Source organism: Microbacterium sp. Gd 4-13 (assembly GCF_003095395.1).
GTDB lineage: Bacteria > Actinomycetota > Actinomycetes > Actinomycetales > Microbacteriaceae > Microbacterium.
Window position 1 is genome coordinate 784,538 of sequence record NZ_QEIJ01000001.1, and the last position, 26,080, is coordinate 810,617.

Below are 26,080 nucleotides of genomic sequence, written 5' to 3' on the forward strand. Positions count from 1 at the left end.
CCGTGTTTTCCCGCCGGTCTAGGGTGGCGGGGTGAGTTTCCTCCGCCGCCTCGGTTCCGTTCTCGCCCGCGCCCTGCGCCCGAGCGGGGGTGCGCCCGTCTCGAGCTCCGCCCGCGTGACCGGCGTCGACAGCCCCGGGCGGTCGGGACTGACCGCCACGAGGGCGGTGCAGCCGCCGTCGGCCCGAGGACTGACGATCGCGTACGCGCCCATGCGCGACGGCGACGCGGACGCCGGCGAGATCGTGTGGACCTGGGTGCCGTACGAGGAGAACGACGGACGCGGCAAGGACCGCCCCGTCCTGGTGATCGCGCAGCAGGACGCCGAGCACGTGTACGCCGTGCGCCTCACGAGCACCCCGCACCAGGGCTCACGCGACTTCGTGCCGCTCGGAGCGGGGGAGTGGGACCCGCAGCGGCGCCCCTCGTGGGTGGACATCGAGCAGCTCTACAGCGTTCACGTGCGCGGCCTGCGCCGCGAAGCATCCGCCCTTCCGCATGATCGTTTCGCCGTCGTCGCCGCGGCCCTGCGCCAGCGCTACGGCTGGCGCATCTCCGCGCGCTGACCGCGGTCCCTGACCTCGAAACACACCCTGCGGCCGAAACACCACGCCTGGCGGTGTTTCTCGGCCGCAACGGGTGTCTCACCGTCGGATGGATGCTGCGGAGGCAGCGGCCCCGTCAGCGCCCGCGGACCGAGCAAACCCCCGGCGAACGGGGGTGTCGTCGGCCAACGACGAACTCTGCTAACACGAGCTGGCGAAACTCGCCCCGGTCAGCAAAAGGTCGGCGAGCTCTTTTGCGCGCCCGTCGTCGAGAGGGGGGCCGCCGAAGATCACGCCAAGATGGACCGATCCGACCAGGGCTTGCATGAGCAGCTCAGGATTTGTCGACGGTCGAATCTCGTCTCGGGACGCTGCTCGCTCGAGCATCACGCTGTTGTCACCGAGACGGTGGAGCCAGAATTTCGCGCGCGCCGTTGCACCATCCGCAGTGGCGGCAGTCAGTGCGATGCGTAGCAGGGCGCCGCCGATCGGTGACCGCAAAAAGGCGTCTAGCGACTGGGCCAGGGCCGCGAGGTCGCCGTGGAGCGAACCGGTGTCAGGTTCGGGGACGCCGTCCGCGGTCTGCTCCTGGGCCGTCTCGAGTAGCAGCGCTTCCTTCGTCACCCACCTGCGATAAATCGACGTCTCGTGCACGCCCGCCCGTGCGGCAACCGCGGCGATAGTCACATGGTCCACACCGGCGGTGGTCAGTTCAGCTGCAGTCGCGTCGAGGACCGCTCTGCGGACTGCTTCGCCACGGCGGCGCGGCGGGCTTTGCTCGGTCGGCATGTTCTCGATACTACGCAGGTCAAGTTGCGATAAGCACAACGGCGAACTATCGTCACACTTATCGCAAGACTCCTTGCGTTATTGGAGCGGCTCGCGCGTCAACGAACGGAACGACCGGATGTCCGAACTTCTCAACTGGCCGCCTGAATTCCATCCCGACCGCGCCCCGGTTTTTGCGCACAACGAAATCGTCACGGCGCGCCCGGCACCCGACCTCTGGCCGGCACTGATTCGGGCTGCTGAATGGCCGGAGTGGTACGCCCACGCCAGCGATGTGAGGGGGATCGGGCCTGGAGAAGACCTCTTCCTCGGTGCAACATTCAGCTGGAAGACCCTCGGCGTGCGGGTCACCACCACGGTGACCGAACTTGTTCCCCATCGAGCGCTCGCGTGGAGAGGCACCGCCCGCGGTTCGCGGGGATACCACCGCTGGGTGCTCCACCCGACCGCGGACGGCGGCTGCCGAATCGTGACCGAAGAAGTGCAGGTAGGCCCAATTCCAACGATGCTGGCCGCCCGGCTGCGAAAAAACCTCGCGGTCTATCACCAGGAGTGGCTCGAAGGACTCGTAGCTCACGGCGAGGCCTAACGAGAATCGACGATAAGCGGGACGAGGTTGTCAGCTCCGAATCGGGCGTCGCGGCCGGTGTCCGTATGGGATCGGGTAGCGGGCACAATGACCTTCGGTCCGCGACTACGGGGAGGGCGCTTCTCGTCTCTGGGGACGGGTGATGGTGTCCGGCCGCTGCCGCGTTCCCGGCATCACTCTCGATGACGCGGCGATCGGAGCGCTCCTGACGACCATGTGCACGCCGACCGGGGTCGCGGCGACGACCCCCAGGACACCGTCCCACGCATTGCGCACACAACCGGACTGAACGGGCAAAGAGAAAGGCCCGGACCACGCGACTTCCGCATGATTCCGGGCCTCTTCTGGTGGGCGATGCGGGACTTGAACCCACGACCTCTTCCGTGTGAAGGAAGCGCGCTACCAGCTGCGCCAATCGCCCTGACGCCCCGAAGGGCATCATCGATCGTACCCGATCCTCGAGCCTTCCACGGACGCCGGAGGGCTCGACACGCGGATGGCGTCTCGGTTTGTCGCTGCGCTCGGAATGGGCTAAAGTCGTACGAGTGCCCGGGGCAACCAGGGACACGCGGATGTAGCGCAGTGGTAGCGCATCACCTTGCCAAGGTGAGGGTCGCGAGTTCGAATCTCGTCATCCGCTCGAGTGCGAGGTCGTCATACGGAGTGATCCGGGTGGCGACCACGACACGTGGGCCGAACCCCACGCGGTGGCGTGGCCGAGCGGCTAGGCACCGGCCTGCAAAGCCGTTTACACGGGTTCGAATCCCGTCGCCACCTCGACGACAACTGAATAGCCCATTTGGGCGCGATTGGCGCAGCGGTAGCGCGCTTCCCTGACACGGAAGAGGTCACTGGTTCGATCCCAGTATCGCGCACAGACAAACCCCCGGGAAACCGGGGGTTTTTTCGTGTCTCCAGACGGCCGCGCAATATCTGGGCAATACGCTCCGGCAATAGTGCGCTCGAAAATTCTCATGTGTAGAACGTGATCCTGATCGACGAGAAGCAACGACTCCCTCGCGAACCCGCGCATGCGTATCCGCTGACGGATCCTGCGCTAACCTCTCACTGACTTGACGACCCGGGGGGGCCATGGACGAAGGAATGGCAGTCGCACTGGCGGCGATTGTGGCGGTTCTCGCTCAGTCCGTCTTCCTACTGATCGAGCTGCGTCGCGGACGCGCTGAGCGCGAGGCAGTCACGACAGCTTCCGCAAGATTGGTGCGCGACCAGATATCGGGTGACATGGAAGCACTGCACCAGGCCATTACCCGCCGGGAATGGTGGACGGCGGAGCTCGACTGCGAACAGACACTTGAAGAAGATGACCGCCGCCGTCTCGCTGCCAACGTCAACGCGGAAACTCTCCGCCGCTCATTCGGATCCCTCAGACGCTTCCGCCAACTGAGAATGGCACGCCAGCGGGCCATCAATGAGGGCGGTGTAACCCTTACTCATGACCAGTTGGTCGAAGTGGTCGCGGTCTTCCTGGATTTAGCTACAGCGCGCAGAATGCTAGCGCCGTACACAGGGTACGGATCGGCCCCTTTCGGGCGCCCACTGGATCTGCCGCCGGACATCCTTCACGACGCTCTCGACGCCGTGGGTCTTCCCAGCGCCAACGGCCTCTACACCCCCAGGACGACGATCAGTGAGCCATCAGAGTGACGACGGTCACAGTACTCACCCCTTGTCTGCCGTCGAAGGCCGATCATCTCGAAGCATGCGCGAACAGCGTTCAGCGAGCAAAAGATGCGCTTCCTGCCCTGGACATCGAATGGGTGCTCGTTTTCGACGGCCCCGGAGAGGCTTTGGCACCCTCCGTTGCTGACACCGTTTTGCGGGTCCCTCACCAGCGTGGAGTATCCGCCGCTCGAAACTATGGACTTGGCGCGTCTGCAGGCTCTGTGGTCATTCCGTTGGATTCTGACGATGAGATCGACCCCTCGGGGCTCGAACGTGCGGTTGCGCTGCTGGAGTCGGAGGCAGACCTGGGTTGGATCGCATGCAATCGACTTCTCACGACTGGCGAGCGCACCTTCCACTGGCACGGCGACCGAGCCTGGGAACCGGGGCAAGTTGCAGCCGAGTGGTCAGCGCCCATGCAATTTCACGCGAACACTCTCGTCCTACGAACCAGTCTGATCACTCAGATTGGCGGCTGGCCCGCTCTCGGCGCCTGCGAGGATCTTTTTCTCGCACTACGCCTCGGTGAAATCAGCCGCGGCGCTAGCATCTCTGATGTTTTGGTGCACTATCGCGCCTGGCCCGGGCAAGCGACCCGTGCCGCGTCGTTCCGAACAGAGCAGTCGCTTGCTTACGACTTCATCGAGCGCAGCATCAACGACGCCCGTCGATTGTCTATGAGGCACCCGATTGAGAGCCCGAGGCCGCTAGGAGGCCTCGGATCAGTGCCGGTGTGACCCGCGTACGGTGTGTGCCGGCGGGTGTTTCCGCGGTCCGTGTTCGCGGCGACGCACCCGCATAGCCGGTCGATGTCAGGAAAGCAGCGGTGAGCGGCGGGTACGCTGGGCCCGTGTCGGTGAAGGAACCTGAGGAGCAGCATCAGTCTGCGACCGAGCTGCTCGCCAACCGACTGCGCACGCTCATGGATGTCGTCGAGGCGCGCACCGGGGAAGAGGTCACCTTCACCGCCATCTCCGACTACCTCTCCGGGCGCGGCGTCACTCTGAGCCGGTCGCGGTGGTCGTACATCCTCAACGGGCACCGCCGCATCGACGACGTGGCGTTGTTGGATGCGCTGTCCGACTTCTTCGACACGCCCCACGGATATCTCCGCGGAGAGGCCGGGACCCCCGAGCCGATCACCGCACAGCTCGATCTCGTGCGTGCGATGCGCGCGGCCAAGGTGCGCTCTTTCGCCGCACGGACGCTCGGAGACCTGTCACCGGAGACCCTGAGCGCCATCACCACCTACCTGGATAAGGAAGCAGCGCGCGTCCCCGGACCGCAGAGCTGAGGACATCCCATGCGAGCTTGGATCGAAGAAGGCCGACCGCACCTGCCCGTCGACATCGAGCCGGGCATCACACTCGCCGAGCTGACGCACCGCGTCCAGGTCGCCAGAGCCAGACCGTTGCGGATCGACGAACTCCCCGCGCTCTCCGACAGCGACGGCGCGCTCTGCGGTCTCTGGCTCGCCACCGACGACCTCGACATCATCCTCCACGCCCCCAGCGAGTCGAGGCTGCACCGCGAGCAGTTCATCCTTCACGAACTCGCGCACATGCTGCTCCTTCACGACCGGGTCGACGACAAGGCCGAGTACGTCACGAGAAGCGTCCTCCCCGACATGGAGCCCGCCACCGTCATCAAGGCGCTCGCCCGAGACAGCATCAACGACGAATACGAGCGACGCGCCGAACGCCTCGCCGACGTCATCGCCACGTACATTCGCAGCCAGCCCGTGTCGCGGTTCTCGGAGATCTTCGGCTGATGGTCGAACTCACCGTCAGCGCCCTCATGTGGGCGCTCGTCGTCGTCCTCGTCGTCTTTCGTCGCGCCCGGAAAGAACGGTCGGTGCTGTACGCGGCCGTCACCATCGCCGTCACCATGATGCTCAACGACGACGACCTCTACGTGCTCGTCGACGGATGGTTCGGCGCCCGCGACATCGTGCACCTCTTCAGCGCCATCATCCTCATGGTCGGCGTGCATTTCCTCGCCCAGGGGATCTCCCGCGCTGGCGCGCCGCGATATCTTCGCGGCATCCCCGCGCTGATCGTGCTGTGGGCCGCCATCGTCGTCACCACGGTCGCGTTCTTCCTCGTGCCGCATCGAGGCGGAACCAGCGAGAGCTTCATGCGCGAATACGGCGACTACCCGGCGGCCGCGGTCTACTCCTGCGCGCAGTACGTCTACTTCCTGGTCGTCTTCAGCGCGCTGCTCCTGACCGCTGTGGCGGCCATCCGCCACAGCACCCTGACGAGAGAGCGGGTCGCGGGCGCGCTCCTGCTCGTCGGGTCGCTCTGCACGATGGCGCTGTCCGTGACCGTCATCGGCATGAGCACCGCTCAACTCATCGGCGGGCTCCCCGCGGCCGAGCCGTGGCGCCCCGCCTACTACACCCTTCAGGTCGGCACCTTCCTCTTCCTCACCGCCGGGCTGGCGTCGGCGCCGATCGCCCGATGGGCGGGGCAATCGCGACGAGAGCGCGATGTGCGGCGGTACCTCGACCGCATCACCCCGCTCTGGCAGGAGGCGATCGAGGCTCGAGCGTCACTCCACCTCGAGACCGCCGAGGTGGACTCGACACATCGGCTCCACCGCCGCATCGTGGAGATCCGCGACGCCGCCATGGACGGCCGCAATCACTTCGCCCTCACCGTCGACGACCGCCGACTGCTCGCCGAGGCGGAGGACCGGCTCGGCGCCGGCGCGATGTGAGCCTCGGATTCACGATCGCGCGGCGTCTCACCGCGCCGGCGCGTCCTCGGCGTCACCCTCTGACCGTCATGCCATCGGCGCCCGGCCACATCACGGTGCCGGCCACGGAATCGACCACGCGGGCGGGGGAGTGGGGCGTCTTCCTCGACAACGGTGAGCACCTGCGCGTCTCGGGCGTCCCGAGACGCAACGGACAGACCGTGACATGGCGTATCGACGGGCACGGCAGCCCTCTGTCGGGAGGCATGCGCGCGGCGTGGAGCGGCATCGTCGCGGTCGACCCCGCATCCGAAGGGCGCACCCACGTCGACCACGCGGTCCCCACGCGGGGAGGCAACGTGCCCACGTGGTACTTCGGCAGCGCACCGGGAGCCGAGCATCCGCGATGGGCCGTCCACATCTTCGGGCTCGGGTCGACCCGAGCGGGCGCCCTGCGTAGCGTCGACATCGCCTCGGATGAGGGGATTCCGTCTGTCGTTCCCGCCTACCGCAACACCCTGGAGGGTCCGACGGTGGGCGGTGGGCGGCACCACCTCGGCGCGACGGAGGTGGACGACGTCGCAGATGTGCTCGAGGCGCTGTCGGTGACAGGGGAGGAGAGGTTCGTACTCTTCGGGTGGTCGATGGGCGCGCAGATCGCCTTGCAGCTTGCCGACAGCGCCACCTGGGGTTCTCGGATCGACCGCCTGGTACTCGATTCTCCCGTGCTCGACTGGAGGAGTGTGCTCGAGGCGAATGTCGCGCGCGCGAACCTTCCGCCCAGACTCGCCCGTCTCGCCATCCCTTGGCTCGAGGGTCGTCGACGCGCTCAGGCCGTGGGGCTGTCGTCACCGGTGGATCTCGACCGGCTGAACTGGGTGCGCCATGCCGAGCTCATCACCCAGCCCGTGCTCATCCATCACGGATCACGCGACGACTCTGTGCCCCTCACGGACTCCAGGACCTTCGTGGAGCGCGCACCCCGCGCCCGTCTGGTTTCGTCTGACGGCGGCCACACGACCGGGTGGAATACCGGGCCTGCCGCCTACATCACATCCACCGCCCGCTTTCTCAGAGCCTCCTACGCCTGAGCTGCGCCGCCCGCGGCACGATCGTGGCGCGTGTTGGACATGTCCAACGCACGCCGTTAGGGTCGAAGTCGGGGGAAGCCCGAGGTATGCGACGGGGCTATCTCGGACGAACAGTGGAGGGGGCCGCCAGCGTGGGGCTTGCGATAAGGCCATTGTTCATTTGTCGGTCCGCTCCGCCCGGGGGGAGCGTGGGCGGACCGACATACCCCGCTCGCCCGCGTCGCGAGTACGCACTCGACATCCGGTTCGGCGCCCTCTCCGAATCATTGAAGGACCCGTCGGGCCGCGGCCCCTTCGCACCCGGCGGGTCCACCTCATGAAGACGACCTCCTCGAATCCGTCGGGGGATGGCGGATTCGAGGAGGCCTTTCGTGTTCCGCGCCGAAGCAACGGGGAACTCGAGCGTCCCACCGCCCCGGACTCGGGGGTAGGGGGGAAGACCCGAAACATTGTTGGACGCCGTGCAGCCGACCCCGGGGGTGTCGCAGACACCGCTCTGCTGCCGCACCGGCGAAGCAGGGCCTTCACCCGCCGAGTCCGTACTGTTGCCGCATGAGGTCTTTGCGAGTCGCGCCGATCGCCCTGGGAGCACTGATGCTCGTCGGATGCACGGGCATCGAAGCCGCATCGCCCGAGGTACCCGAGACCACCGCGAGCGCCGCGGTGCCGTCGGCCAGCACCGCGCCGTCCCCGTCGCCGAGCGCGTCGTCGTCGCCCGGCGACACGGCGCCGCCGACGTCCGGCGCGGCCGTGACCTGCGACACCATGATCGACGCGGCCGTCGCCGCCCAATATCGCGTGGAGGGTCTCGCCCCGCTGCCCAAGCCGTTCCTCACCGCCCACGGTGTCGATGTCGAGGGTGGCATCTCCTGCCCGTGGGGTCCGGACGGCGCACCGGGGCAACAGGCGACCTACGTGTATTCCTGGGGCCCGCTGGAGCCGGGCCGGGCCGCGGAGGTGATCGACGAGCTGCAGGCGCGAGAGCCCTTCGAGGTCTCGACCGGTGAGGGCGGCACCTACCTGAGCGCGACGTACTCCGACGGACCAGGGGCCGTGTTCTTCGTCACCGACCGGTCGATCCGCTTCGCCGAGACACGAGAGGCGCTGCGCAACATCGTCTGGGTGGGATGAGCCGCTGGCTCGGCTGCTGCGCGCGCTGCTCGGGGGCTCCCCGCCCTACCCGCGCAGCGCGAGCGGCACGACGGCTGCGGCGACCGTCAGCGGGCCGATGAGGCACCCGAGGAGAATGAAGCGCCGCCACGAGATCTCGACGCCCTGAGAGCGCAAGCGGTCGTGCCACAGCAGCGTGGCAAGGGAGGCCCAGGGCGTGATCAGCGGACCGGCGTTGACGCCGATGAGCAGGGCGGCGAGTCGGGCGGGAGAGCCTGCCGTCGACTCGAGGGCGAGGTAGGCGGGGAGGTTGTTGCCGATGTTGGCCGCGAGCGCGCCGACGCCGGCCACCTGCCAGAGCGAGAAGAGATCTTCGCCGCTGCCCACGACGTTCGCCAGGAGGGCCTGCGAGCCGAGCCCCTCGAGCACCCCGACCGCGAGGAAGAGGCCCGAGGCGAAGACGACGAGCTGCCACGGCACCATCTGCAACCGCAGCGTCCGTCGAGCTCGCACCGAGAACACGATCACGAGCACGACGGCCGCCACCGTCGCCGGGATCCACGGGGGGAGCCCGATCACGAGCGCGGGCAGCAGCAGCGCCGTCACGACCGCCGAGACGACGAGCAGTGGACGATCGACGGTGCGAAGCGGAGGTGCCTCCGAGAATCGCGCCGGCACACGGCGGAGGAACACCACGGCGAGCACCGCGATGGAGACGAGGGCGGCGACCAGCGCCGACGCGCCGACGAGGGCGAGGAACGGCAGGGGATCGTGAGTGCCGAGGACGTCGGCCGCGAGCAGGTTCGTGAGGTTCGACACGGGCAGGGCGAGTGACGCGGTGTTCGCGAGCACCACGGTGACGAAGACGAACGGAACGGGGTCGAGACGGTGCCGGCGAGCGAGGGCGATGACCACGGGTGTCAGGAGCACGGCGGTCGTGTCGAGCGACAAGAAGGCCGTCACGAACACGGCGAGCACGACGGTCAGGGCCCAGAGCACCCGCGCGCGGCCGCGGGCGACCCGCGCGAGCACCGCGGCGACCGCGTCGAAGACGCCGGCCGACGACGCGAGTTCGGCGACGATCGTCACCGCCACGACGAACAGGAGGATGGGCCAGACACGATCGGCGATGGTCAGTGCATCGTCGGTCGTGAGGACGCCCGTGAGCAGCCCGACGCCCCCGGCAACGAGCAGAACGATGCCGATCACCGCGAGCTTCACGGCATCCATCATCCTCTGCCGCGCAGCAGGATCGCTCCACGGCGATAGCCTGGATGCCGAGCCACTTTGGAGACCTTTCGTGACCGACGCCGCCCTGCCCGTTGACGTGTCCTATCCCGCCGACGGATTCACCCTGTTCCCCGACCGCTCCGTCGTCGCGCTCCGCGTCAACGGCGAGCTGCGAGACCTCGCGACAAAGGTCGAGCAGACGGATGCTGTCGAGCCGGTCGGCATCGACAGCCCCGACGGACTGAACATCCTCCGCCACTCCGCCGCCCACGTCCTCGCGCAGGCGGTGCAACGGATCAACCCGCAGGCGAACCTCGGCATCGGGCCCCCGGTCACGGACGGCTTCTATTACGACTTCGGCGTCGACGAGCCCTTCACCCCCGAAGACCTGAAGGCCATCAAGAAGGAGATGGAGCGCATCGTCCGCGAGGGCCAGCGCTTCGTGCGTCGCGTCGTGACCGACGAGGAGGCGCGCGCCGAGCTCGCCGACGAACCGTTCAAGCTGGAGCTGATCGGCCTGAAAGGCCCTTCGACAGGCTCAGGGACCGAGGCGGCGACGAGCGCCGCCAGCAAGGTGGAAGGCGCGAGCGTCGAGGTGGGGGCGGGCGAACTCACCATCTACGACAACGTCAACCGTGACGGCGAGACGGTCTGGAAAGACCTCTGCCGCGGGCCCCACGTGCCCAGCACCCGCATGATCGGCAACGGCTGGGCGCTCACGCGCATCGCCGGCGCCTACTGGCGAGGCAGCGAGAAGAACCCGCAGCTTCAGCGCATCTACGGAACGGCCTGGCCGACGAAAGACGAGCTGCGCGCCTACGAGGAGCGCCTCGCCGAGGCCGCCAAGCGCGACCACCGCAAGCTGGGCAAAGAGCTCGACCTGTTCTCGTTCCCCGAGGAGATCGGTTCGGGTCTGTCGGTCTGGCATCCCCGCGGCGGCGTCGTGCGCCAGGAGATGGAGCAGCACGCGCTGCGGCGTCACCGTGCCGCCGGCTACACCTACGTCTATACGCCCCACATCTCGAAGGAAGACCTCTTCCTCACGTCGAACCACCTTGTGACCTACAAAGACGGAATGTTCCCGCCCATCGTCATGGACGAGGAGCGCGACGCCGACGGGCACGTCACCAAGGAGGGCCAGGACTACTACCTGAAGCCCATGAACTGCCCGATGCACATCCTGATCTACAAGGAGCGCGCGCGGAGCTACCGCGACCTGCCGATGCGTCTCGCCGAGAACGGCACCGTCTACCGCAACGAGCTGTCGGGCGCGCTGCACGGCCTCACTCGCGTGCGCGGCTTCACACAGGACGACTCCCACCTGTTCGTCACCCCCGAGCAGCTCGAGGAGGAGACGACCCGCGTGCTCGAGTTCGTCATCTCGATGCTGCGCGACTTCGGGCTCGAAGACTTCGAGCTCGAGCTCTCCATGCGCGACGACGAGAAGTCGAAGTGGATCGGAAGCGACGACTTCTGGGAGTACTCCACGAACGCCCTCCGCAACGTCGCGCACGCCAGCGGCCTCAAGGTGACCGAGGTTCCGGGAGAGGCCGCGTTCTACGGCCCGAAGATCGACCTGAAGACGAAGGACGCGATCGGTCGCACCTGGCAGCTGTCCACGGTGCAGGTCGATGTGAACCTGCCCGAGCGGTTCGAGCTCGAGTTCACCGACCGCGACGGGCAGAAGAAGCGCCCGATCATGATCCATCGCGCCCTGTTCGGCTCCATTGAGCGGTTCTTCGCGATCCTCCTCGAGCACTACGCCGGTGCGTTCCCGGTGTGGCTCGCGCCGCTCCAGGTGATCGGCATCCCGGTGGCCGAGGAATACGCCGACTACCTCGGCGAGATCGTCACGCGCCTGCGCGAAGACGGGGTGCGCGCCGAGCTCGACACGAGCGACGAGCGGATGCAGAAGAAGATCCGCACGCACACCACGCAGAAGGTGCCGCTGCAGCTCATCGCCGGCGAGCAGGACCGCGCGGGCGGCACGGTCTCGTTCCGCTTCCGTGACGGCACGCAGCTGAACGGCATCCCCGTCGACGAGGCCATCCGCCGCATCCATTCGTCCATCGACGCGAAGACTCTCGTCGATTCCGCGGACGACCTGGCGTGAGCGGGCGCCGGAGATGACGGATGCTGCGACCCCGGGCGCTCAGGCACCGCGCCCGATCGACGGGCTCGAGTCGGCGGCCGGGTTCGCCGGTGTGCCCGACGAGTTCCAACGGCTGTGGACGCCCCACCGGATGGCCTATATCCAGGCGGGGCCGCAGCCGCTGCGCGACGAATGCCCGTTCTGCGCGGCGCCCCACAAGTCCGACGAAGACGGTCTGATCGTCGCGCGAGGGCGAACCGCTTACGTGCTGCTCAATCTGTTCCCGTACAACTCGGGACACCTGCTCGTCTGCCCGTATCGGCACATCCCCACGTACGACCTGGCGACCCCCGAGGAGGTCGCCGAGATCGGTTCGCTCACGCAGACCGCCATGCGGGTGCTCCGCGACGTGTCGCGATGCGACGGGTTCAACCTGGGGATGAACCAGGGTGCGGTCGCCGGCGCGGGCGTCGACGGCCACCTGCACCAGCACGTGGTGCCGCGCTGGGCGACCGACGCCAACTTCTTCCCGATCATCGCGCGCACGAAGGCGCTGCCCCAGCTGCTCGGCGAGGTGCGGGACGCCGTCGCGAACGCGTGGCCCGAGGAGGGTTCGACCCGCTCCGCCGCGCCTCAGCGCACCTGACGCACGGCGAACTGCAGGCGCGGGTGGGCGTAGGCCTCCTGCGACTCGACGAGCTGCAGTTCGCGCTCGCCCGACAGGTGGGTGCGCTCGAGGAGGTCGAACACGCTCGACGTCGTGCGGGCGAGGGCGTCGGCGGCGTCCCCGCTGCGCCGGTAGTGCGCCGTGAAGAGCGCCGCCGTCACGTCGCCCGAGCCGTTCGCCTTCATCGGGAGCAGAGGGGTCTGCACGATCCATGCGCCCGCGTCGTCGACGACGAGCATCTCGATCGTGCCCTCCTCGCGGTCGGGACGCTCCACGCTCGTGACGAGCACGGTCCGCGGTCCCGTCGCGCGCACGGCGTCGGCCGACGCGAGCGTCTCGTCGAGGGTGTGCGGGTCGGTCCCGGTGAGGAAGCCGAGCTCGAACTGGTTCGGGGTGATGATGTCGGCGACGGGAACCACGCGCTCGCGCAGGAGCTCCGGGATCGCGGGGGCGACGAAGCATCCCGACTTGGCGTTGCCCATCACGGGGTCGCAGGCGTAGATCGCGGACGGGTTCGCCGCCTTCACGCGCGCTACCGCGTCGATGATCACGTCGCCGATGCCCTCACCGCCCTGGTAACCCGACAGCACCACGTCGATCGAACCGAACACGCCGCGCTCCTCGATGCCGGCGATGACGTCGCGCACGTCGTCGGGGCTGATGAGCGGCCCACGCCAGGCGCCGTACCCGGTGTGGTTCGAGAAGTTCACCGTGTAGACCGGCAGCACCTCGACGCCGATGCGCTGGAGGGGGAACACGGCCGCGGAGTTGCCGACGTGGCCGTACGCGACCGCCGACTGGATGGAGAGGATCTTCACGCTCTCGATCCTCCCACCGTGCGGGACGTCATGCGGCCGAGACCAGTCGTCCAACGCAATACACTTGGCCGTCATGACCCTCAGCGACGCCCCCGAAGGCACCGACCAGACTTCCGCAGCATCCACCGGCTCCACCCGCGTGAAAAGGGGGCTGGCCGAGATGCTCAAGGGCGGCGTGATCATGGACGTCGTCACCGCCGACCAGGCAAAGATCGCCGAAGACGCCGGAGCGGTCGCGGTCATGGCGCTCGAGCGCGTTCCCGCCGACATCCGCGCGCAGGGCGGCGTCGCCCGCATGAGCGATCCCGATCTCATCGACCAGATCATCGCGTCGGTCTCGATCCCGGTCATGGCCAAGGCCCGCATCGGCCACTTCGTCGAGGCGCAGGTGCTCCAAGAGCTGGGTGTCGACTACATCGACGAGTCCGAGGTTCTCTCGCCCGCCGACTACGTCAACCACATCGACAAGTGGGGCTTCACCGTCCCGTTCGTCTGCGGTGCGACCAACCTCGGCGAGGCGCTGCGTCGCATCACCGAGGGCGCGGCGATGATCCGTTCGAAGGGCGAGGCCGGTACCGGCGACGTGTCGGAGGCGACGAAGCACATCCGAACGATCCAGGGCGAGATCAACGCCCTGCGCTCGCGCACGAAGGACGAGCTCTACGTCGCTGCGAAAGAGCTGCAGGCGCCCTACGAGCTGGTCGCCGAGATCGCGCAGACCGGCAAGCTCCCGGTCGTGCTGTTCACCGCCGGCGGCGTCGCGACGCCCGCCGACGCGGCCCTCATGATGCAGCTGGGCGCCGACGGCGTCTTCGTCGGCTCGGGCATCTTCAAGTCGGGCAACCCGGCCGAGCGTGCCGCGGCGATCGTGAAGGCGACGACCTTCTTCGACGACGCGGGAGTGATCGCCGAGGCATCGCGCGGACTCGGCGAGGCGATGGTGGGCATCAACGTCGCCGACCTTCCCGCTCCCCACCGCCTCTCCGAGCGCGGCTGGTAACCGTGGCGGGTCGTCCCCGCGTCGGCGTGCTCGCCCTGCAGGGCGACGTCCGCGAGCATCTCGCGATGCTGGCGCGGCTGGGGGCGGATGCTGCGCCCGTCCGACGCCCTGACGAGCTCGCGGGCGTGGACGGGCTGGTGCTCCCCGGCGGGGAGTCGAGCGTGATCGACAAGCTCTCGCGAGCGTTCGGCATGCAGCATCCGATCCGCTCCGCAATCGCCGGCGGCATGCCTGTCTACGGCACGTGCGCCGGGCTGATCCTGCTCGCCGACCGCATCACCGGCGCCATCGACGGTCAGGAGACGTTCGGGGGTCTCGACGCGGTGGTCGCGCGCAACGCCTTCGGCGGGCAGACCGAGTCATTCGAGACCGACCTCGAGATCGACGGGTTCGTCGGCGGCCCCGTGCACGCCGCGTTCATCCGCGCTCCGATCGTCAGCTCGGTGGGGGAGAAGGCCACCGCGATCGGCGCTCTCGCCGACGGGCGCATCGTCGCCGTCGAGCAGGGCAATCTGCTCGGAACCGCCTTCCACCCCGAGGTCTCGGGCGAGACCCGCTTCCACGAGCGGTTCCTCGCGAAGGTGCGCGCGCGCAGCTGACGCCGCGCGTGCCTCCCCGGCACCAATGCGCCACTTTCCGGCGACTGCCCGCACGAATCGGTGGGGTCAGTCGCCGGAATGCGCCACATTCCGGTCAGAGACGACGACGAATCGAAACCTCCGCACGTTGCGCAGGGTGGCGGCCCGAGCGTTTCGTACACTGGTCGTTATGTCCGGCCACTCCAAGTGGGCGACCACCAAGCACAAGAAGGCCGTCATCGACAGCCGTCGTGCGAAGTCGTTCGCCAAACTCATCAAGAACATCGAGGTCGCCGCCAAGATGGGCGGCGCCGACCTCGCAGGCAACCCGACCCTCTTCGACGCGATCCAGAAGGCGAAGAAGACCTCGGTCCCCAACGACAACATCGACCGCGCCGTCAAGCGCGGTGCGGGCGTCGGCGGCGAAGCGGTCGATTATCAGACGATCCTCTACGAAGGTTACGGTCCCAACGGGGTCGCGCTCATGATCGAGTGCCTCACCGACAACAAGAACCGCGCCGCCGCCGAGGTTCGCACCGCTCTCAGCCGCAACGGCGGCAGCCTCGCCGATCCGGGCAGCGTCGCCTACAACTTCGCGCGCAAGGGCGTCATCGTCGTGGCGAGTGAGAGCGCGAGCGAAGACGACGTCATGCTCGCCGTGCTCGAGGCCGGCGCAGAGGAAGTCGAGCCGCACGGCGACGGCTACGCGGTCGTCACCGAGGCGACCGACCTCGTCACCGTTCGCACCGCGCTGCAGGAGGCCGGCATCGACTACGAGTCGGCCGACGTCGAGTTCGTGCCCTCGCTCAAGGTCGAGATCGACGCAGACACGGCGCGGAAGGTCTTCCGCCTCATCGACGCGCTGGAGGACAGCGACGACGTGCAGAGCGTGTTCAGCAACTTCGACCTCACCGCCGAGGTGCAGGCCGAACTCGAGAACGACGAGTAGGCCCGCGCGCCTGGGTCGGGTGCCGAGGCGAGCGCTTAGCGTGGGGGAGTGACCTCCCGAACGCTCCGCGTGCTCGGCATCGACCCGGGCCTGACCCGCTGCGGAGTCGGCGTCGTCGACGTCGCCCGCGATCGGTCGGCCACGCTCGTGCACGTGGGCGTCATCCGCTCCGCGGTGGACGAACCGATCGAGCGCCGGCTGGCGACCATCGCCGCGGGCATCCGCGCCGTCGTCGCCGAGCACGGTCCGGCGGTCGTCGCCGTCGAGCGCGTCTTCGCCCAGCACAACCGCAGCACCGTGATGGGCACCGCGCAGGCCAGCGGCATCGCGCTGCTCGTCGCCGCAGAAGCGGGACTCCCCGCGGCGACCCACACACCGAGCGAGGTCAAAGCCGCGGTGACCGGATACGGCGCAGCCGACAAGCGCCAGGTACAGACGATGGTCGCCCGAGTGCTGCGCTTGGACGCCCTCCCGCAGCCGGCGGATGCTGCGGACGCGCTCGCGCTCGCGCTGTGCCACGCGTGGCGCACACCGGCCTCGATCCCCGCGGCTTCCGGCGGTCTCACCCCGGCACAGCGGGCATGGGCGGAAGCCGAGACGCGGGCGAAGACGCCGACGCGTGTCGCTCGAACAAAGATCCGAACCGGCGCGTAGGGTCAGAGGATGATCTCTTCGCTCCAGGGCACCGCTGCGTCCGTCGGCGACGACTCGCTCGTCATCGTGGTCGGCGGCGTCGGCTTCTCCGTCGCGGTCACGCCCCAGGTGGCGCGCGCGACGCACGTCGGGGCGGAGGTGCACCTGCACACCAACCTCATCGTGCGCGAAGATGCGCTTTCCCTCTACGGTTTCGAGAACCGAGAGGAGCTGGTCGTCTTCACCCAGCTCATCGGCGTCACCGGGGTCGGGCCGAAGTCGGCGCTCGGGGTGCTCTCCTCGCTCACCGTCCCGCAGATCGCCGAGGCCGTCGCGTCCGACGACGACGCACCGTTCCGGCGCGTGTCGGGCATCGGGCCGAAGACGGCGAAGCTGATCGTCGTGCAGCTGGCCGGCCGTCTCGCACCGCCCACCGCCGCCGGCGCCCCCGCAGCATCCGTCACCCCCGGCGTTCCCCTGCAGGTCACCCAGGCCCTGATGGGACTCGGGTGGTCGGAGCGCACCGCCGGCGAGGCGGTCGCCGCGACCCTGGAAGACGCGAGCGACGCCGACAAGGCAACGGTGCAGGCGCTCCTGCGGCGAACGCTGAGCACCCTCGGTCCCGCACGCAAGGAGACCGCCGGTGGATGAGGTGCGCGACGTCGGCACCCCCGTCGACGACAGCGAGCTCGCCATCGAGGGCGCACTACGGCCGGAATCCCTCGCGGAGTTCGTCGGGCAGCACAAGGTACGAGGGCAGCTGCAGCTGCTGCTCGATGCCGCGCGCATCCAGCAGCGCCCGCCCGACCACATCCTGCTCTCGGGCCCCCCGGGCCTCGGCAAGACGACGCTCGCGATGATCGTCGCCCATGAGACCGGACGCCCGCTGCGCATGTCGAGCGGACCGGCGATCCAGCACGCCGGCGACCTGGCAGCCCTCCTGTCGAGCCTGACGCCCGGCGAAGTGCTCTTCATCGACGAAGTGCATCGCATGGCCCGCTCGGCCGAGGAGATGCTCTACCTCGCCATGGAGGACTTCCGCATCGACATCATGGTCGGCAAGGGCGCCGGGGCCACCAGCATCCCGCTCGAGCTGGCTCCCTTCACCCTCGTGGGCGCAACGACGCGCTCGGGCCTGCTGCCGAATCCGCTGCGCGATCGCTTCGGCTTCACCGCGCACCTCGAGTACTACGAGCCCGAGGAGCTCGAGCTGGTGGTCGACCGCGCCGCCGCGATGCTCACCGTCACCCTGCCTCACGACGGTCGCGCCGAGATCGCACGGCGTTCGCGGGGGACACCCCGCATCGCCAACCGGCTGTTGCGGCGCGTCCGCGACTTCCAAGTCGTGCACGGCGACCGCAAGGGCGTCGACGCCGTGAGGGCCGCGCTCGAACTGTACGACGTCGACGAGATCGGGCTCGATCGCCTCGACCGCGCCGTCCTCGACGCTCTGGTGCGCAGGTTCCGCGGCGGACCGGTCGGGCTCGGCACCCTCTCGGTCGCTGTGGGCGAGGAGGCCGAGACGATCGAATCGGTCGTCGAGCCCTATCTCGTGCGAATCGGCTTCATGGGCCGCACCCCGCGCGGGCGGATCGCGACGCCCCCCGCCTACGCGCACCTCGGGCTCCCGCACGCCGACGGCGCCCTCAGATTCGACGACGTATGAATGACCTATAATCGGCGGAGGCTTTCGCCGACATCTCCTTTGGGCCGCGCTCTCTTGCGTGCCCGATCCGAAAGGTTCACCTTTTTATGGCCGAGTTCTTCGCCAATTACGGCATCATCATCCTGCTGGTGCTTCTCCTGGTCTTCATGTTCTTCAGCTCGCGTCGTCGCGTGCAGAAGCAGAAGGCCGAGCAGGAGCAGAAGGCGCGTCAGACCGTTCCCGGTTCCGAGGTGCTCCTGCAGGGTGGGCTGTACGGCACGATCGTCGAGTACGACGCAGAAGACCTCGACAAGCCCGCCGTCGTCTCGATCGCCCCGGGCGTCGAGATCCGCGTGCACAGCCAGGCAATCCTCCGCATCGTGAACCCGGCCGAGGGCTTCGTCACCGAAGACGAGCTCATCGAGGCCGAGGAGAGCGAGGCGGAGTACATCGCCGGTGTCGCGGACGGCGACATCACCTCGATCAGCGACGACCAGAAGCGCCTGCGTGCCGATGCTGTCGACGACGTCGACCCGGAGAACCGCAACAAGCCCCAGGCCTGATCCGCCTCCTGCTCCAGAGAAAGTCGACCCGTCGTGGCCACTTCCACCCCCGTCCGGCACGCCTGGCGTGCACTGATCGGACTTCTTGCGATCACGGGCGTCCTGTTCGGGATCAATGCCCTGGGCGTCTACGGCTTCCAGCAGAGCTCGTGGGTTCCTGAACTCGCGCTCGACCTGCAGGGCGGCACGCAGATCATCCTCGAGGCGCAGACCGCCGACGGGGCGAACCCGACCAACGAACAGCTGACCCAGGCTGTGTCGATCATCCGTCAGCGTGTCGACGCCTCCGGTGTCGCCGAAGCAGACGTGACGACCGAGGGCGGCAAGAACGTCGTCGTACAGCTCCCCGGCGAAGCCGACCAGGCGACGCGCGACCGGATCGAAGCATCCGCGCAGCTCCAGCTGCGCGCCGTGCTCTACGCCGGAGCGCCCGCCAACACCTTCGTGGGCGAGGACCAGGTCGAGACGCCCTACCCGACGCCCGACCCCTCGCTGGAGTCGACCCCGACGACGGCGCCCACGAACGGCAGCGACACCGCGTACATCACGCCGGCTCTGCAGGCCGAGTTCCTCGCCTACAACTGCGCCGACCCCGCGAACGATCCCGCCGCCGCACCCACCGATCAGCCTCTGATCACCTGCGACGCCACCGGCACCGCCAAGTACATCCTCGGACCGGTCGAACTCGACGGGTCGTCGATCGACGATGCGACCAACGGCCTCGAGTCCCAGACCAACCGCTGGGTGGTGAACCTCAACTTCAACGACGAGGGCACCCAGACCTTCGGCCAGATCAGCCAGCGGCTGTACGGGGCGACGTCGCCGCTGAACCAGTTCGCCTTCGTGCTCGACGGCTCCGTGCTCTCGGCACCGTCGATGAACGGCGTGATCCTCGACGGCAACCCGAGCATCTCGGGCAGCTTCACCCAGGAGTCGTCGAAGATCCTCGCCGACCAGCTGAAGTACGGCGCCCTGCCGCTGAGCTTCGAGGTCGTGAGCTCCGACACGATCTCGGCGACGCTCGGTTCTCAGCAGCTGCAGATCGGCCTGATCGCCGGCCTCATCGGCCTCGCGCTCGTCGCCATCTACTCGCTGATCGTCTACCGCGCACTTGGCTTCGTCATCATCGCCTCCCTGGCTGTGATGGGCGTCCTGACCTACATCGCGCTGTGCATCCTCGCCTGGCGCATGGGCTTCCGTCTCTCGCTCGCCGGTGTCGCAGGGCTCATCGTCACCATCGGCTTCACGGCCGACTCGTTCATCGTCTACTTCGAACGCATCCGAGACGAGCTGCGCGACGGCAAGTCGATCACCGGTGCCGTCGAGGACGGCTGGGCGCGCGCGAAGCGGACGATCTACATCTCGAAATCGATCAACATCCTCGCGGCTGTCGTGCTGTACATCCTCGCCGACGCCACGGTGAAGGGCTTCGCGTTCACGCTCGGCCTCACCACCGCGATCGACATCCTGATCTTCATCCTCTTCACCCACCCGGTGATGCAGCTTCTCTCGCGCACCCGGTTCTTCGGATCGGGCCACCCGCTGTCGGGCATGGACCCGAACGCACTCGGCGCCGTGTACCGGGGTCGGGCCGAGTTCCGCGCGCCGGTGTCGCGCGAGGGACGCACGGCCCGCTCGCGCGGCGAGGCACACCGTCGCCAGACCATCGCGGAACGCAAACAGGCGGAGCTGTCCGCCACGAACGACCGCGGCACACGCACCGCCGTCAAGGAGGGCGACGACTGATGCGTTCCATGAATCAGCTCGGCAACGATCTCTACACCGGGAAGACGTCGTTCCCCTTCGTCGGACGCCGTCGACTGTGGTTCATCATCGCCGCGGTCTTCGTGATCGCTGCGTGCCTCGTGCCGCTCGTGCGCCCGGTGCAGTTCTCGATCGAGTTCACCGGCGGGTCGCAGTTCACCGTCTCGGGCGTCAGCTCGCCCGATCAGACGGCGGCCACCAATGCGGTGCTCGAGGTCGCGCCGGGCGCCACCACGAAGGTCACCGTCATCGGCGAGAACGCCGTCCGCGTGCAGACCGAGGAGATCGCGGACGCCGACGACGTGCAGGCGGTCACAACCGCCCTCGCCGAGGCGTACGGCGTTCCGACGTCGGAGGTCACGTCGTCGCTCATCGGGCCCAGCTGGGGCGCCGACGTCACCCGTCAGTCACTGTGGGGCCTCGCGATCTTCCTCGCGCTGACGTTCGTGATCCTCGCGCTGTACTTCCGCACGTGGAAGATGTCGGTGGCCGCCATCATCGGCCTCGTCGATGTGCTCGTCATCACGATCGGCATCTACGCCCTCGCCGGTTTCGAGATCTCGCCGGCGGCGGTCATCGGCTTCCTGACGATCCTGTCGTACTCGCTCTACGACACCACCGTCGTCTTCGACAAGGTGCGGGAGAACACCCGGGAGGACGGCGAGATATCCGGCCGCACATTCGGTGAGTCGGTGAACCTCGCGGTGAACCAGACCCTCATCCGGTCGATCAACACCACCGTCGTGGCGATCCTGCCGGTCGGGGCCATCCTGTTCATCGGTGCCATCTGGCTCGGTGCACGTACCCTGAGCGACATCTCGCTGTCGATCTTCGTCGGAACGATCGTCGCCGCCTACTCGACGCTGTTCGTCGCCGCGCCGCTCTTCTCGCTCATGCGCGAGAACGAACCCGCCATCAAGGCGCGCGACGAGCGCATCCTGGCTGCGCGCGAGCTCGCTCGCGTGCCGGCCTGAGCGACGATCACCGGCCGAGTGCGGCGTAGGATTGTGAGATTCGTCGACAGGTGGAGGTGACCGGGTGACCGAGATCGTTCCTCCTGCCGCGCAGACCTCCAGCCTGCGCCGCCTCGTGCCGCGCATCTTCTCGCGCGCCGCGCGCCGCGATGACGTCGACAAGCTCGTCCAGACGGTTCGCACGCACCATCCCAAGGGCGATCTCGGGATCATCACCCGGGCGTACACGGTCGCCGAGAAGGCGCATCGCGAACAGAAGCGTCAGAGCGGCGAGCCCTACATCACGCACCCGCTGGCCGTCGCGCAGATCCTCGCGGATCTCGGACTCGGACCCCGAGCCATCGCGGCGGCGCTGCTGCACGACACCGTGGAAGACACGGGCTATCCGCTCGACGAACTAGCCGCCGACTTCGGCGACGAAGTCGCGATGCTCGTCGACGGCGTCACGAAGCTCGACAAGGTCAAGTACGGCGAGAGCGCTCAGGCCGAGACCGTCCGCAAGATGATCGTCGCGATGTCGCGCGATATCCGGGTGCTCCTCATCAAGCTCGCCGACCGCCTGCACAACGCCCGCACATGGGGCTTCGTGCCGCCCGAGAAAGCGGCGAAGAAGGCCACCGAGACGCTCGAGATCTACGCGCCACTGGCCAACCGCCTCGGTATCCAGGCGATCAAGTCCGAGCTCGAAGACCTCTCCTTCGCGGTGCTCCATCCCAAGCTGTACGCCGAGATCGACAGCCTCGTGAAGCAGCGCACACCGCAGCGCGAGCAGTACGTGCAGAACGTCATCGCCGCCGTCGACGCCGACCTGCGCGAGCTCCGCATCCGCGGTCGGGTGATGGGGCGGCCCAAGCAGCTCTACTCCGTCTACCAGAAGATGGTCGTCCGGGGCCGCGAGTTCGACGACATCTACGACCTCATCGGCATCCGCATCCTCGTGGGCACCGTGCGCGACTGCTACGCGGTGCTCGGCGCGATCCACGCGCGGTGGACCCCGCTTCCGGGGCGCTTCAAGGACTACATCGCCACGCCGAAGTTCAACCTGTACCAGTCGCTCCACACCACGGTCATCGGACCGTCAGGGCGCACCGTCGAGCTGCAGATCCGCACGAACGAGATGCACCACCAGGCGGAGTACGGTGTCGCGGCGCACTGGAAGTACAAGGAGCGGATGGCCGGAGGCAAGACCGACTCGAAGTCGCTCGACGCCGATATGGCGTGGCTGGCGCACATCTCCGACTGGCAGGCCGAGACCGCCGACCCGAGCGAGTTCCTCGATTCGCTGCGATTCGAGATCGGCGCGAAAGAGGTCTACGTCTTCACGCCGAAGGGACGCGTGGTGGGCCTGCCCGCCGGCGCCACCCCGGTCGACTTCGCCTACGCCGTCCACACCGAGATCGGTCACCGCACCATGGGTGCGAAGGTCAACGGGCGCCTCGTTCCGCTGGAGTCCGAGCTCAAGAGCGGCGACGTCGTCGAGGTCTTCACCTCGAAGAACCCCGACGCCGGCCCCAGCCAGGACTGGCTCGGCTTCGTGCGCAGCACACGCGCCCGGAACAAGATCCGCGGGTGGTTCACGAAGGAGCGGCGCGAGGAGGCCATCGAGCAGGGCAAGGACGCCATCGCGCGCGCCATGCGTCGGCAGAACCTGCCGCTTCAGCGCCTCATGAACCAGGACTCGTTCTCCGAGGTCGCCCACCAGCTCAAGTACGAAGACGTCTCGGCGCTCTACGCCGCGGTCGGCGAGGGCAACGTCTCGACGCAGTCGGTCATCGAGAAGGTCACCGCGCTCGTCAGCGCCGGCGACACGTCTACGGGCCCCATCGACATCCCGCACGTGGGCCGTAGCCACGCTCCGCGCGGCGGCGATTCGGGCGTGCTCGTGCGTGGAGCCCCCGATATCCTCGTGAAGCTCGCGAAGTGCTGCACTCCCGTACCCGGCGACGAGGTCATCGGTTTCGTCACGCGGGGGAGCGGTGTGTCGGTGCACCGTACCGACTGCACGAACGTCACGGCTCTTCGCAACGACCCCGAGCGCATCATCGAGGTCGAGTGGGCGCCGACGTCGAAGAGCGTCTTCCTCGTGCAGATCCAGGTCGAGGCACTCGACCGCTCGGCCCTGCTGAGTGACGTCACCCGGGTGCTCAGCGAGCACCACGTGAACATCCTCTCGGCCACCGTGTCGACCACGAACGACCGTCTCGCACTGAGCCGGTTCGTCTTCGAGATGGGCGACACCGTGCACCTCGACCGCGTCCTCAACGCGGTACGGCGCATCGACGCGGTCTACGACGTCTACCGCGTCACGACGTCCTGACCGAGGCCAGCAGCATCCGCGCGCCTCTTTTGTGGGGGATGCTGCGGTGTCGGTCGAGCCACGCCACGGCCTCGTCGGCGTCATCGGGTCGGTCCTTCGCCCAGCGGCGCGCGAACTCCCGACTCGACGCCTCGGGGCTGCGTGCAAGATCGGCGAGCGTGCGGGCCGGGGTGCTCACCCGAATGTCGGCGATGCTCAGCAGGTCGGCACCCTCGATCAGCGGGTCGCGGTAGAGGAGCCTGCGCGAGACGACATGGTGCAGGCGTCTGTCGACGGCACGCTGGACGCTGTGGCGTGCGGGCGGTTCGTCGAGCCGCCCCAGGATCCACGCCGCGCTCTCGTGGGTCGCCGCGAGCGCGGCGCCGAGCAGGTGCCCGACCGATGCCGCTCGCAGCACAACGGTCTCGACCACGTCAGCCGGGATGTAGCCGTCGCCGAGCGCGACGAGGTGTCCGTCGAGGCATGCCGCCGAGAGCTCCGCCTCTGTCAGTCGAACACCCGGCAGGTACACGAACGGCGAGGGCATCCTCGAAGTCTGCCGCCCTCCCGGGCGCCGCGCTGCGGATCGAGGACGATTGTGGAGAACAGCCCGGCCGACCTGCCCGGGGGAGGACTCAGCCTCCGACGGCCCGCAACCACGCGCGACGCGCCTCGAGGGCCTCGGATGCCTTCGCCGCCGCACGCTTGTCACCGCGCGCGTTCGCCTCCGACACCTCCGCCTCCAGCTTGTCGATCGCATCGGTGAGCTGGCGCGTCATATCGTTCGTGCGCGCCTTCGTCTCGGGGTTGTTGCTCTTCCACTCGGCATCCTCGCGCGTGCGCACGCTCTGCTCGATCTTGCGGAGCTCGTCGTCGAGGACGCGCTCCTGGTCTCGCGGGAAGATGCGACCGATCTCGTCCCAGGTGCGCTGGATCGCGGTGAGCGAGGCACGAGCTCGTGCAAGATCGCGCTCGTCGACGATCGGTGCGGCCTCGACGAGGAGGGCCTTCTTCTGCTCGATCTTCTCGCGGGAGTCCTCGACTTCGGCGGCCTCGCGCTCGGTGCGGGCGGAGTAGAGGGCATCGCCCGCTGCCTTGAAACGGGCCCACAGGGCGTCGTCGGCCTTCTTGCCGGCGCGGCCGGCGGCCTTCCACTGGTCGAGGAGGTCGCGGTACGAACCGATGCCGTCCTCGCCCCGGGGAGCGAGCGCCTCGGCACGCTCGACGAGACGCGTCTTGGCGTCGCGGGCGGTCTTCTGCGTCTCGTCGAGCTCGGCGTAGAACTCGCGGCGGTGACGGTCGACGGTGCCCCGGGCGTCGCGGAAACGTCGCCACAGCTGCTGCGCGAGCGACTTCGGGAGCCGCGGGCCGTTCTGCTGGTGGCTCTGCCACTGATCGAAGAGCGCCGTCATGTCGGCAGAAGCCTGCTTCCACTGCACCGTCTTGGGGTCGCGGGCGGCCAGCGCCTCGGCACTTTCGACCAGAGCCGTGCGCTCGCGCACCGCCTCGTCGACGGCTTCCTTCGCGGCGGCGGCCTCGGTCTCGGTCGCCTCGGCGAGAGCGCCGGTGAGCGTCTCGAGGCGCGTGAGCAGCGCGGCGAGATCGCCGACCGCCGAGGCGCCCTCGATCCGGCCGCGCAGCGTCGATGCCGTGCTGCGCAGATCGGAGGCCGATGCGCCGGCACGGCGATGACGCGCCTCGAGGAGCGTCACTTCGCCGGCGAGGTCGGCGAACTTGCGCTCGTAGTAGGCGAGCGCCTCTTCGGCGGTGCCGTCGGGATACTGGCCGACCACACGCCAGCCGTCGGATTCTCGAACCGATACGGTTCCGTCTTCTTCGACGCGACCCCACGGGGTCGGAGTTGTTTCGGGGAGGTCTGCGCCAGCAGTCACGTGTTGTTTACCCTCATCGCGGCTCGCGCCGTAGGCGTGCATGGACGGACCCGAGCCTAGTACGAGCGGCAGACGCTCGCAGGATCAGGGCGTAGGTGTGGCGGCAGGCTCCGTCGCATCCGGCGCCGGCGTCGGCGTCGACTCGGTGCCGGGTGCCGCGCTCGTCGACGGTGTCGGCTCGCTCGAGGCGGTGGGCTCGGGCATTCCCGGACCGGCGGTGAAGTAGGCGACCTGCGCGCCGATGGCCGCGAGCACGATGACCGCGCCGGCGATTCCTGCGATCAGGTTGTCGCGCGTGCGCCGCCGCTTCTGCGCCGCGTGCAGCTCCTGGCGGGCCTGGTAGATCCTCGCGCGCTCGCGAGCCGCTTTCGCGCTTCGGTCCTTGCCACCTGTCGCCACGCGGGCCTCCTCCGTCCGGTGCGTCCGGGCGCGAGAAATCCTACGCAGGGCGGATGCAGCGCACCAAACGC

Annotated in this window: 27 protein-coding genes and 4 tRNA genes; 24 read left to right on the top strand and 7 right to left on the bottom strand. The window is 68.2% G+C overall.

Annotated features, from left to right (window positions below):
- The first annotated feature begins 31 nt into the window (after positions 1–31).
- Positions 32–565, top strand: coding sequence for a type II toxin-antitoxin system PemK/MazF family toxin (locus DEA06_RS03725; protein ID WP_240606792.1), 534 nt, complete (start codon positions 32–34; stop codon positions 563–565).
- Between the two features lie 180 nt (positions 566–745).
- On the opposite strand, the gene DEA06_RS03730 is transcribed toward DEA06_RS03725, so the two are convergent.
- Positions 746–1,333, bottom strand: a complete 588-nt coding sequence (locus DEA06_RS03730) for a TetR/AcrR family transcriptional regulator (RefSeq protein WP_116646567.1) — start codon at positions 1,331–1,333, stop codon at positions 746–748.
- A gap of 118 nt (positions 1,334–1,451) precedes the next feature.
- Here DEA06_RS03730 and DEA06_RS03735 point away from each other — a divergent pair, with 118 nt between their 5' ends.
- Positions 1,452–1,922: an SRPBCC family protein gene (locus DEA06_RS03735; RefSeq protein WP_165817911.1), complete on the top strand. Its 471-nt coding sequence runs from the start codon at positions 1,452–1,454 to the stop codon at positions 1,920–1,922.
- Positions 1,923–2,267: 345 nt separating this feature from the next.
- Here the strand turns inward: DEA06_RS03735 and DEA06_RS03740 are convergent.
- Positions 2,268–2,343 (bottom strand) — tRNA-Val (locus DEA06_RS03740).
- A gap of 147 nt (positions 2,344–2,490) precedes the next feature.
- Between DEA06_RS03740 and DEA06_RS03745 the strand changes: the two genes are divergently transcribed.
- From DEA06_RS03745 to DEA06_RS16330, 10 genes are all read left to right on the top strand, one after another.
- Positions 2,491–2,562 (top strand) — tRNA-Gly (locus tag DEA06_RS03745).
- A gap of 66 nt (positions 2,563–2,628) precedes the next feature.
- A tRNA-Cys gene (locus tag DEA06_RS03750) sits at positions 2,629–2,699 on the top strand.
- 26 nt (positions 2,700–2,725) lie between these two features.
- Positions 2,726–2,797: transfer RNA gene (locus tag DEA06_RS03755), tRNA-Val, on the top strand.
- 229 nt (positions 2,798–3,026) lie between these two features.
- Positions 3,027–3,590, top strand: coding sequence for a hypothetical protein (locus DEA06_RS03760; protein ID WP_116646569.1), 564 nt, complete (start codon positions 3,027–3,029; stop codon positions 3,588–3,590).
- On the top strand, positions 3,587–4,345 hold the full coding sequence (locus tag DEA06_RS03765) for a glycosyltransferase (RefSeq protein ID WP_165817912.1): 759 nt from the start codon (positions 3,587–3,589) through the stop codon (positions 4,343–4,345). The genes DEA06_RS03760 and DEA06_RS03765 overlap by 4 nt, the downstream gene beginning before the upstream one ends.
- 113 nt (positions 4,346–4,458) lie before the next feature.
- Positions 4,459–4,902 carry a hypothetical protein gene (locus tag DEA06_RS03770; RefSeq protein ID WP_346427020.1) on the top strand — a complete coding sequence of 148 codons (444 nt, stop codon included), beginning with the start codon at positions 4,459–4,461 and terminating at the stop codon, positions 4,900–4,902.
- Positions 4,903–4,911: 9 nt separating this feature from the next.
- Positions 4,912–5,379, top strand: a complete 468-nt coding sequence (locus tag DEA06_RS03775; RefSeq protein WP_116646571.1) for a hypothetical protein — start codon at positions 4,912–4,914, stop codon at positions 5,377–5,379.
- Entirely contained in the window at positions 5,379–6,329 is a 951-nt protein-coding gene (locus tag DEA06_RS16470; protein WP_165817913.1) for a DUF6545 domain-containing protein, read from the top strand. Before DEA06_RS03775 ends, DEA06_RS16470 begins: the two co-directional genes overlap by 1 nt.
- Before the next feature lie 68 nt (positions 6,330–6,397).
- The gene (locus tag DEA06_RS16475) at positions 6,398–7,399 is read left to right on the top strand and encodes an alpha/beta fold hydrolase (RefSeq protein WP_165817914.1); all 1,002 of its coding nucleotides are present in this window, start codon (positions 6,398–6,400) and stop codon (positions 7,397–7,399) included.
- A gap of 552 nt (positions 7,400–7,951) precedes the next feature.
- Positions 7,952–8,530 carry a hypothetical protein gene (locus DEA06_RS16330; protein ID WP_133241697.1) on the top strand — a complete coding sequence of 193 codons (579 nt, stop codon included), beginning with the start codon at positions 7,952–7,954 and terminating at the stop codon, positions 8,528–8,530.
- A 45-nt stretch (positions 8,531–8,575) separates the two neighbouring features.
- Here the strand turns inward: DEA06_RS16330 and DEA06_RS03795 are convergent, their stop codons facing one another.
- Positions 8,576–9,739 carry an SLC13 family permease gene (locus DEA06_RS03795; RefSeq protein ID WP_116646574.1) on the bottom strand — a complete coding sequence of 388 codons (1,164 nt, stop codon included), beginning with the start codon at positions 9,737–9,739 and terminating at the stop codon, positions 8,576–8,578.
- Positions 9,740–9,809: 70 nt separating this feature from the next.
- Between DEA06_RS03795 and thrS the strand changes: the two genes are divergently transcribed.
- Together thrS and DEA06_RS03805 are read left to right on the top strand one after the other, a co-directional pair.
- Positions 9,810–11,852, top strand: coding sequence for a threonine--tRNA ligase (gene thrS / locus DEA06_RS03800; RefSeq protein ID WP_116646575.1), 2,043 nt, complete (start codon positions 9,810–9,812; stop codon positions 11,850–11,852).
- A gap of 13 nt (positions 11,853–11,865) precedes the next feature.
- Complete coding sequence (locus tag DEA06_RS03805) at positions 11,866–12,477, top strand: HIT domain-containing protein (protein ID WP_116646576.1); 612 nt, start codon at positions 11,866–11,868, stop codon at positions 12,475–12,477.
- Here the strand turns inward: DEA06_RS03805 and pdxY are convergent.
- Positions 12,465–13,316 carry a pyridoxal kinase PdxY gene (gene pdxY / locus DEA06_RS03810; protein ID WP_116646577.1) on the bottom strand — a complete coding sequence of 284 codons (852 nt, stop codon included), beginning with the start codon at positions 13,314–13,316 and terminating at the stop codon, positions 12,465–12,467. The two genes, DEA06_RS03805 and pdxY, sit on opposite strands and share 13 nt — an antisense overlap.
- 73 nt (positions 13,317–13,389) lie before the next feature.
- Here pdxY and pdxS point away from each other — a divergent pair, with 73 nt between their 5' ends.
- The 10 genes from pdxS (at position 13,390) to DEA06_RS03860 (ending at position 23,739) form a co-directional block, all read left to right on the top strand.
- Positions 13,390–14,316, top strand: a complete 927-nt coding sequence (pdxS, locus tag DEA06_RS03815; RefSeq protein ID WP_116646578.1) for a pyridoxal 5'-phosphate synthase lyase subunit PdxS — start codon at positions 13,390–13,392, stop codon at positions 14,314–14,316.
- Positions 14,317–14,318: 2 nt separating this feature from the next.
- Positions 14,319–14,915: a pyridoxal 5'-phosphate synthase glutaminase subunit PdxT gene (pdxT, locus tag DEA06_RS03820; RefSeq protein ID WP_116646579.1), complete on the top strand. Its 597-nt coding sequence runs from the start codon at positions 14,319–14,321 to the stop codon at positions 14,913–14,915.
- 169 nt (positions 14,916–15,084) lie between these two features.
- On the top strand, positions 15,085–15,843 hold the full coding sequence (locus DEA06_RS03825) for a YebC/PmpR family DNA-binding transcriptional regulator (protein ID WP_116646580.1): 759 nt from the start codon (positions 15,085–15,087) through the stop codon (positions 15,841–15,843).
- A 48-nt stretch (positions 15,844–15,891) separates the two neighbouring features.
- Entirely contained in the window at positions 15,892–16,497 is a 606-nt protein-coding gene (ruvC, locus tag DEA06_RS03830; protein WP_116646581.1) for a crossover junction endodeoxyribonuclease RuvC, read from the top strand.
- 9 nt (positions 16,498–16,506) lie between these two features.
- Positions 16,507–17,127, top strand: coding sequence for a Holliday junction branch migration protein RuvA (gene ruvA / locus DEA06_RS03835; protein WP_116646582.1), 621 nt, complete (start codon positions 16,507–16,509; stop codon positions 17,125–17,127).
- Entirely contained in the window at positions 17,120–18,142 is a 1,023-nt protein-coding gene (ruvB, locus tag DEA06_RS03840; protein WP_116646583.1) for a Holliday junction branch migration DNA helicase RuvB, read from the top strand. The genes ruvA and ruvB overlap by 8 nt, the downstream gene beginning before the upstream one ends.
- An 86-nt stretch (positions 18,143–18,228) precedes the next feature.
- Positions 18,229–18,684 (top strand): preprotein translocase subunit YajC, encoded by a 456-nt coding sequence (locus tag DEA06_RS03845; RefSeq protein WP_116646584.1) that lies wholly within the window; start codon positions 18,229–18,231, stop codon positions 18,682–18,684.
- A 33-nt stretch (positions 18,685–18,717) separates the two neighbouring features.
- Positions 18,718–20,430 (top strand): protein translocase subunit SecD, encoded by a 1,713-nt coding sequence (secD, locus tag DEA06_RS03850; protein ID WP_116646585.1) that lies wholly within the window; start codon positions 18,718–18,720, stop codon positions 20,428–20,430.
- A complete protein-coding gene (gene secF / locus DEA06_RS03855) occupies positions 20,430–21,422 on the top strand; it encodes a protein translocase subunit SecF (protein ID WP_116646586.1) in 993 nt (330 codons plus the stop codon). The genes secD and secF overlap by 1 nt, the downstream gene beginning before the upstream one ends.
- A gap of 64 nt (positions 21,423–21,486) precedes the next feature.
- Positions 21,487–23,739: a bifunctional (p)ppGpp synthetase/guanosine-3',5'-bis(diphosphate) 3'-pyrophosphohydrolase gene (locus DEA06_RS03860; RefSeq protein WP_116646587.1), complete on the top strand. Its 2,253-nt coding sequence runs from the start codon at positions 21,487–21,489 to the stop codon at positions 23,737–23,739.
- On the opposite strand, the gene DEA06_RS03865 is transcribed toward DEA06_RS03860, so the two are convergent.
- The 3 genes from DEA06_RS03865 to DEA06_RS03875 form a co-directional block, all read right to left on the bottom strand.
- On the bottom strand, positions 23,726–24,265 hold the full coding sequence (locus tag DEA06_RS03865; RefSeq protein ID WP_116646588.1) for a hypothetical protein: 540 nt from the start codon (positions 24,263–24,265) through the stop codon (positions 23,726–23,728). The genes DEA06_RS03860 and DEA06_RS03865 overlap by 14 nt on opposite strands.
- A gap of 88 nt (positions 24,266–24,353) precedes the next feature.
- The gene (locus tag DEA06_RS03870; RefSeq protein WP_240606793.1) at positions 24,354–25,610 is read right to left on the bottom strand and encodes a DUF349 domain-containing protein; all 1,257 of its coding nucleotides are present in this window, start codon (positions 25,608–25,610) and stop codon (positions 24,354–24,356) included.
- 84 nt (positions 25,611–25,694) lie between these two features.
- Positions 25,695–26,009, bottom strand: a complete 315-nt coding sequence (locus tag DEA06_RS03875) for a dioxygenase (protein ID WP_116646590.1) — start codon at positions 26,007–26,009, stop codon at positions 25,695–25,697.
- Positions 26,010–26,080 lie beyond the last annotated feature (71 nt).

Excerpts from the sequence above, each read along its gene's own strand:
- DEA06_RS03730 (WP_116646567.1), bottom strand. The coding sequence starts at position 1,333 with ATGCCGACCGAGCAAAGCCCGCCGCGCCGCCGTGGCGAAGCAGTCCGC.
- DEA06_RS03735 (WP_165817911.1), top strand. The coding sequence starts at position 1,452 with ATGTCCGAACTTCTCAACTGGCCGCCTGAATTCCATCCCGACCGCGCC.
- DEA06_RS03760 (WP_116646569.1), top strand. The coding sequence starts at position 3,027 with ATGGCAGTCGCACTGGCGGCGATTGTGGCGGTTCTCGCTCAGTCCGTC.
- DEA06_RS03775 (WP_116646571.1), top strand. The coding sequence starts at position 4,912 with ATGCGAGCTTGGATCGAAGAAGGCCGACCGCACCTGCCCGTCGACATC.
- DEA06_RS16470 (WP_165817913.1), top strand. The coding sequence starts at position 5,379 with ATGGTCGAACTCACCGTCAGCGCCCTCATGTGGGCGCTCGTCGTCGTC.
- DEA06_RS16475 (WP_165817914.1), top strand. The coding sequence starts at position 6,398 with ATGCCATCGGCGCCCGGCCACATCACGGTGCCGGCCACGGAATCGACC.
- DEA06_RS16330 (WP_133241697.1), top strand. The coding sequence starts at position 7,952 with ATGAGGTCTTTGCGAGTCGCGCCGATCGCCCTGGGAGCACTGATGCTC.
- DEA06_RS03795 (WP_116646574.1), bottom strand. The coding sequence starts at position 9,739 with ATGGATGCCGTGAAGCTCGCGGTGATCGGCATCGTTCTGCTCGTTGCC.
- DEA06_RS03805 (WP_116646576.1), top strand. The coding sequence starts at position 11,866 with ATGACGGATGCTGCGACCCCGGGCGCTCAGGCACCGCGCCCGATCGAC.
- pdxS (WP_116646578.1), top strand. The coding sequence starts at position 13,390 with ATGACCCTCAGCGACGCCCCCGAAGGCACCGACCAGACTTCCGCAGCA.
- DEA06_RS03825 (WP_116646580.1), top strand. The coding sequence starts at position 15,085 with ATGTCCGGCCACTCCAAGTGGGCGACCACCAAGCACAAGAAGGCCGTC.
- ruvA (WP_116646582.1), top strand. The coding sequence starts at position 16,507 with ATGATCTCTTCGCTCCAGGGCACCGCTGCGTCCGTCGGCGACGACTCG.
- DEA06_RS03845 (WP_116646584.1), top strand. The coding sequence starts at position 18,229 with ATGGCCGAGTTCTTCGCCAATTACGGCATCATCATCCTGCTGGTGCTT.
- secF (WP_116646586.1), top strand. The coding sequence starts at position 20,430 with ATGCGTTCCATGAATCAGCTCGGCAACGATCTCTACACCGGGAAGACG.
- DEA06_RS03865 (WP_116646588.1), bottom strand. The coding sequence starts at position 24,265 with ATGCCCTCGCCGTTCGTGTACCTGCCGGGTGTTCGACTGACAGAGGCG.